The sequence below is a fragment of the Amycolatopsis speibonae genome, assembly GCF_042647925.1.
Classification (GTDB): domain Bacteria; phylum Actinomycetota; class Actinomycetes; order Mycobacteriales; family Pseudonocardiaceae; genus Amycolatopsis; species Amycolatopsis speibonae.
In genome coordinates this window covers 22,327-28,648 of record NZ_JBHRWK010000155.1, presented here as the reverse complement: position 1 = coordinate 28,648, position 6,322 = coordinate 22,327, and the positions used below count along the sequence as shown (strand labels likewise).

Sequence of the window (6,322 nt, the reverse complement as noted above, 5' to 3'; positions counted from 1 at the left end):
GGTGACCCGTCCTGGTCCTGCCACCGTCCTCCCAAGATCCTGTCTGACCAGGGCAAACACGTCAGAAACGCCCACGCCATCAACCTTAAGTTCCTGGCATTGACTCTGAGGGCAGTGAAGGGCTCCTTCACGACCTTGACGATACAGACATACGACATCCAACCGAACGATTCGAGGGCATGTCTGGTGGGTCTTGATGTTGAGGTTCGGTAGAACGCTGGGATATGTGATCGTCATGTCTTGACTGATGGCGAGTGGTTGCGGCCGGAGTCGCTGTTGCCGGATCGGACGCCTCGCCGGGGTGGCCGATGGATTGATCACAGGTTGATGATCGGCACGGTGTTGTGGCGCACCAGGACTGGGTCGCCGTGGCGCGATCTTCCTGAATGTTACGGGAACTGGAAGACCGCGTACTACCGGGATCGCCGGTGGGCGATCGACGGCGCCTGGGTATCGATTCTCGACGAGTTGCGACAAGGCCTCACCCTAACCCATTCGTGTCACATATTTCTTGACCGACAGATCACCGCTTTCAGACTCGGTCTCGACCACTGATCACACGGTGCGCATCGACCACGTCAAACGTCCTTCTCGCCCAGTGTCGCGTGATCCTGCAGGTCTTACCCGTGATTGGACGGCGATCTCCCGTGTCTGGAAGGACGACACACCCCGCACTAGCGTGTTTCCTTGCCGCGCGCGGTGAGGGACAGTCTGCGACGTCATGGCCAGGTCCACGATGTACACGCCACCACCCACACAGGTGAGGAATTACGTGACCGCCGAGGTGAGGAAGTACTGATCGCGGAACCCGCTTCAGCGGGAATTTCATGATCATCGGCGAACGGGTCACACCCGAGCAGGAAAAATAATCCAAAGTCGACTGGCTACATAGGACAGCGCAGGCGTAAAATAGTTCCGTCGCGCGAACCCGAATTCGTTACCCGCATTTCCTCGCACCTTCCGATCGCATCCAAGCCCGAGTTCCTGTGCGTCCACACCGCACCTAACTTTGGAGTGTTGATGACTTCTGTCCTGGGTTCCGACATCATCCGTGGCGCCTCTCGCGCACGGAAATGGCTCGAAGAAAACGATTTCCCGCATAGTGATGAGACCCCACTCGCCGTGTCCGGCGGCACCTTCGACGAGGGCGGGCAGTATGGCGTCGAGGTGCCAGTGGTGAACAACTTCCGCGTGCTGGAAGCGACTCTGCGCCTGCTACGCGAGGAGGGCCTGCCGGTTACCCGGTTCAATGAGACGTTGGGCGCGTTCTTGCTGTCCGACGCGGAGGTGTCGGACATGCTTGACCTGTGCCGCGAAAGCGGTGTGGGCATGGTATTCGCCTTGGGACCGCGGCCCGAATACGACAGGAAGGCCGCGTTCTACCGAGGTGGCTTCGGAGCGTCACAAGGCCGCCGGATCAACAACAACGACGCCATCGCACAATCAGCGGAAGAAGCCATGCGGCTGACTGACCTGGGCTGTCGCGGGCTGATCGCCTACGACCTCGGTGTGATCCGGATGATCTCGGACATGCGCAAGGCCGGCGCACTTCCCGCCGACCTGATGATCAAAGCGTCCTCGCACTGCATTGTGTCCAACCCGCTGACCGCGAAGATCTACGCGGAGAACGGCGCCAACAGTGTAACGACCGTCCACGACCTCGGGCTCCCGGTGCTGCAAGAGATCCGCCGGATGTCGCCACAGCTGACGATCGACCTCCCCACCGACGTTTACGGCACCAAAGGCGGGTTCATCCGATTCTACGAAACGGCCGAACTGGTCCAGATCTGCGCACCGATGATGCTGAAAATCGGCGCGAGTGCGCAATCACACCCACATGACCCGGTCAACGACAACACGATCCGCCAGCGGGTACAGCGGGTCGCACTCTGCCTCGAGTTCCTGGCGAAGTCCGGGCTCGACGCGAAGTACATCAGCGATTTGTCACCCCAACGCTGCCTACCTGTCGAAGTCTGACCGCGCCATCAGATGACATGATGGATTTCGGGACCGACGGCAGGCTGACCGAGCTACGGCAATCGGGCTACCGGGCCGGACGGAAGCTGGCCAAGCAGAGCCTGACAGCCCGGACCCGAAAGGCTCGGTGGGGCACGGATCTGCTCGATGCCCTCGCGAGGGAAAGCGTTCTCGGCATCGCCTTGCCCGCCGAGTATGGCGGGCAAGGCGCGACGGTGCTGGAGACCGTGTTCTTCCTGGAGGGGTTCGGCGCGGGATCCGGTGACATGGGTCTGTCCACGGCAATCGCCACCCACGGCGTGCTGTGCGGCCTCCCGATCGCCGTACTGGGCAGTGCCTCACAGCGGGAACGCTACCTGCCCGGAATGGTGTCGGGCGCCAGGTTCGGGGCTGTGGCACGGGCCACTGTGGACGATTCGGCTGTGTCGCCTGCCCAGATCGTCAAGGTCGGCTCGGGCAAGCGACTCGACGCTCGCTACACAGGTGTCGTCAATGCCCGTGAGGCAAAGCATTTCCTGGTGATCGCGGACAGCGGGCGTGAGCAGACAGCTTGTATAGTCGACCGTAACTCAGCCGGCCTCACTGTTCGAACCGGGCACACCGCCGCCTCGGCGACACCTCCGACCTTCCTGGTCGCGGAACTCGAACTGAACAACTGTCATGTACCCGCGAGGGCCCAGCTCGGTTCGGGCGATATCGCTGGTGTCGAAGTGGTGCCCCTGCTGGCCGCACTCGAACGGACCTGTCTGATGGCGCCTTGGCTCGGACTGCTACGAGAGCTCTCAGGCTGGGCGGTCAAGCTCGTAAGCGATCATCCGGCGCTGATGCGATCGCAGTCGGCGCGGATGGCGGTCGCGGACCTGCGGGCTCAGACGGAACTGGCCGCCGGACTGCTGTACCGGGCGGCCTGGCAGATCGACGCGCCGGGCCGCCCGTCGCGGCAGGACTCGGCGGTGGCGAAGCTGTTTCTCCTGGAGGCCTTGAACGCCGCGGCACGCACTGCGGCGGAGTTGGACAGCTGCTCGCCTCGCGGAATCCCGGCGCCCGGCTGGCTCGACATGGTCCTTTTCTCGGCACGCGGTGGCGACTCGGTCTTGCGGTCCGTCGTCGCCGGCTCGATGTTGGCAAGCGGTTGAGGAGAACAGATGGACTACACCCTCGACGACTCCGACCGAGCACTGGTCGCTGATCTGGAGCAAGCCTTCGCGGGGATCGCGGACCGCGCCCAAGCGGCTGACTCGGCGGGCGAGTTGCCTGAGCAGAACTGGACCGACGTCATCGACAGTGGCTATTTGAAGTTGTTCCACCCTGCCGAAATCGGTGGCATGAAGGTCAACGGGGTCGCCCAAGCGCTGGCGATGGAGACGCTGGCGAAAGCGTGTCCGAGTACGTTCTGGTCGGCCACTATGTCCGGCCTCGAATGCGTGAAACTGATTCAAGCCCATGGCGACCCTGTCGAGCATCGCGCTCTGCTGGGCCAGCTGATCCGCGGCGAGCGGGTCGGCTGTTTCGCGGTGGTGGAGAACACGTCCGGCTGCGATGTCGAAAGCTACCGGTCCACCGTACGACGCGATGGCTCGGGATATGTCCTCGACGGCGAGAAGACCAGGATCACCAACGCCACCACCGCCGACGTCGCGGTGGTGCTCGCCCGGTTCCCGGAAACCAGAACCGGGTGGTGCTACGCCTTTGTGGATTTGCGTCAACCAGGAGTGCGGACCTCTTCCCTGCCGCACATGGGCTTGCGGGCCATGCCATGGGGTGGAGTGGTCTTCGACGCCGCACGCTTGTCCGCAGCAGACGTAGTACCTGTAGACCTGCGTAACCTTCGCGAAGGGGTGGGATGGGGCTGGCTTTTCATGTCCATTGCCGCCATCGGTGTCGCCGAGTCGGCGCTGACCGCCGCCGTCCGGCACGCCCGCCGCCACGTTGCCTTCGGCAGGCCGCTGGGTCATATGGAAGGCGTCCGCGACGCGCTGGCCCGGACCAGGGTCGAGATCGACGCGGCCCGGCTGCTCGCCCACAGATGCGCTTGGCACCGCGGTGAAGGTCGTCCGGTACAGGACCTGCTCGGAATGCTGAAACCGTTCGCCACGGAGATGGCCGTGCGTGCGGTGGAGTGCGCGGTGCAGGTTCATGGAGCATGTGCGCTCACCCCCGGGCACCCGGTCGAACGGCTCTACCGTGACGCCCCGATGCATCTGTTCGGCGGTTTCGCGGCCAACAGGCAACGGGAACTGGTCGCTGAAGAACTGGGCCTGACCGTGACTTACCAGGAGCACGGGATGCTCATGGGGACAGGCCTGGACAAAGACGCGATCGGCTTGCCCGGTCCACGCGGAAGGGAACGGAATGACCAAGCGATACAAGATCGCGCTGCTGCCCGGTGACGGCATCGGCATCGAAGTCATCGCCCAGGCGCGGCGAGTCCTCGAGGCTGCGGCCGAACTTGACCGCATCGAACTGGAGTTCGATGAAATCCCTGGCGGAGCCCAGTACTACCTCGAGCACGGCGTGGACTGGCCGGAAGGGTCACGGGAGCGCTGCGCCGCCGCCGACGCCATCATGCTCGGCGCGATCGGCTGGCCGGCGCCCGACGGTTCGGGCACTATTCTCCGCAGCGACGGGAAAATGGCCGGTTGGGAGGCCATCGTCGGTAACCGGGCCAAGCTCGAACTGTACGCCAACATCCGGCCTGTGAAGCTGCTGCCAGGCGTCCAGCACATGATCTCCGGCACGCATCGGCAGATCTGGGAACCCGAGAACGTGGACATGGTGTTCGTCCGGGAAAACTCCGAGGATCTCTACGCCGGGATCGGGGGCACGAGGACGATCGCGGGGACCCCCCAGGTCGCCCTCGACACCCGGGTCATCACCCGCCAGGCAACCGAACGCATCATGCGGACCGCGTTCGAGGAAGCGATGGCACGCCCCGCACGTACGCGAGGACGGCGTGTGACCTGTGTGGTCAAGGACAACGTGCTCCAGGGGTGCCGGCTGTTCACCGGTGTCTTCCACGAGATCGGCCAGGACTACCCCGACGTCGAGCGGGATATCGTGTTGGTCGACGCCTTCACCCAGTGGCTGGTTCGCTACCCCGAACTCTATGACGTCGTCGTCGCACCGAATATGTTCGGCGACATCATCACCGAACTGGCTTCGGTACTCCAGGGTGGAGTCGGTATGGCGGTCGGGTGCAATGTCGGCGACCACCACGGCATGTTCGAGCCGATCCACGGCTCGGCACCCCGGATCGCCGGCCAGGACAAGGCCAACCCTCTCGCCGCCATCCTCGCGGCCGCTCACGCCTTGAAGTGGATGAGCGGAAGGCATGCCGATCCGACACTCACCGTCGCGGGTGAAAGAATCGACACCGCCGTACAGTCGGTTCTGCGGGAGGGCCGGACTCTCACCTACGACCTCGTGCCCGCGGCGCAGAGCTCGTCTACTTCCGCCGTCGCAACGGCCGTGATCATCGCGATGAAAGCCGACCATGCTGGTTGATTCGCAAATACACCTCTGGGAAGCGCATTCAGCCGGGCGTCCGTGGCCATCGGCAGGCAGGCAGGCCGCGCATCGTCCCACTCCGCCCACCGTGGACGAAACCCTGCGAGTCCTCGATGCGTCCGGCATCGATCGAGCGGTGCTTGTACCACCATCGTGGGAGGGCGACCGCAACGATGTCGCATTGGCCGCGGCCGCCGAGCACCCTGATCGGTTCGCCGTGATGGGCCGGATTCCCCTGCACACAAAGACCGTGCGTGTGCTGCCGACGTGGCGTCAACAACCGGGGATGCTCGGCTTGCGGCTCACATTGCACAGCGAGCCGTGGCGTTCCGGGTTCCAACTCGACGGCTTTCCCTGGTTCTGGCAGGAGGCGGAGGCGGCAGGACTTCCGGTGATGGTCTACGCGCCGCGTTTGCTCCCGTCACTCGCCCTCATCGCCCGTCGGCATCCTGGCCTGCGGCTGATCATCGACCATCTGGCCCTGCCCCTGGGGCGCACCGGAATCGACGCGTTCGACGAAATCGAAGAACTCTTGGCCCTGGCGCTCCTGCCCAACGTCGCGGTCAAGGCATCGGCATTGCCCTGTCATTCGCGCGAGCCATATCCGTTCGCCGACTTGCACGCGCCGCTGCACCGGGTGTTCGATGCCTTCGGGCCGGCCCGCGTGTTCTGGGGCAGTGACTGGACCCGGTTACCCTGCAGCTACGAAGAGAACATGCGACTGTTCACCGACGCACTGGACTTCTTGTCAGACGACGACCTGCGCTCGGTGATGGGCGACGGTCTGCTCAATTGGCTCGGCTGGGCTTCGTGATCAGACGGAGATCTCGCGTGATCG

General features: G+C 63.9%; 6 protein-coding genes. All 6 read left to right on the top strand.

All coding sequences use genetic code 11. The features are described 5' to 3' along the window. The first annotated feature begins 240 nt into the window (after positions 1-240). Positions 241-555 carry a transposase gene (locus ACFOSH_RS43165; protein WP_378247464.1) on the top strand — a complete coding sequence of 105 codons (315 nt, stop codon included), beginning with the start codon at positions 241-243 and terminating at the stop codon, positions 553-555. A gap of 465 nt (positions 556-1,020) precedes the next feature. Beyond that, the gene (locus ACFOSH_RS43160; RefSeq protein ID WP_378247462.1) at positions 1,021-1,977 is read left to right on the top strand and encodes a peptidase; all 957 of its coding nucleotides are present in this window, start codon (positions 1,021-1,023) and stop codon (positions 1,975-1,977) included. Positions 1,978-1,997: 20 nt separating this feature from the next. Continuing rightward, positions 1,998-3,113 (top strand): acyl-CoA dehydrogenase family protein, encoded by a 1,116-nt coding sequence (locus ACFOSH_RS43155; RefSeq protein ID WP_378247460.1) that lies wholly within the window; start codon positions 1,998-2,000, stop codon positions 3,111-3,113. A gap of 9 nt (positions 3,114-3,122) precedes the next feature. Then, positions 3,123-4,367 (top strand): acyl-CoA dehydrogenase family protein, encoded by a 1,245-nt coding sequence (locus ACFOSH_RS43150; protein WP_378247458.1) that lies wholly within the window; start codon positions 3,123-3,125, stop codon positions 4,365-4,367. Then, complete coding sequence (locus ACFOSH_RS43145; RefSeq protein WP_378247456.1) at positions 4,330-5,481, top strand: isocitrate/isopropylmalate dehydrogenase family protein; 1,152 nt, start codon at positions 4,330-4,332, stop codon at positions 5,479-5,481. The genes ACFOSH_RS43150 and ACFOSH_RS43145 overlap by 38 nt, the downstream gene beginning before the upstream one ends. Continuing rightward, a complete protein-coding gene (locus tag ACFOSH_RS43140) occupies positions 5,471-6,298 on the top strand; it encodes an amidohydrolase family protein (protein ID WP_378247454.1) in 828 nt (275 codons plus the stop codon). Before ACFOSH_RS43145 ends, ACFOSH_RS43140 begins: the two co-directional genes overlap by 11 nt. Positions 6,299-6,322 lie beyond the last annotated feature (24 nt).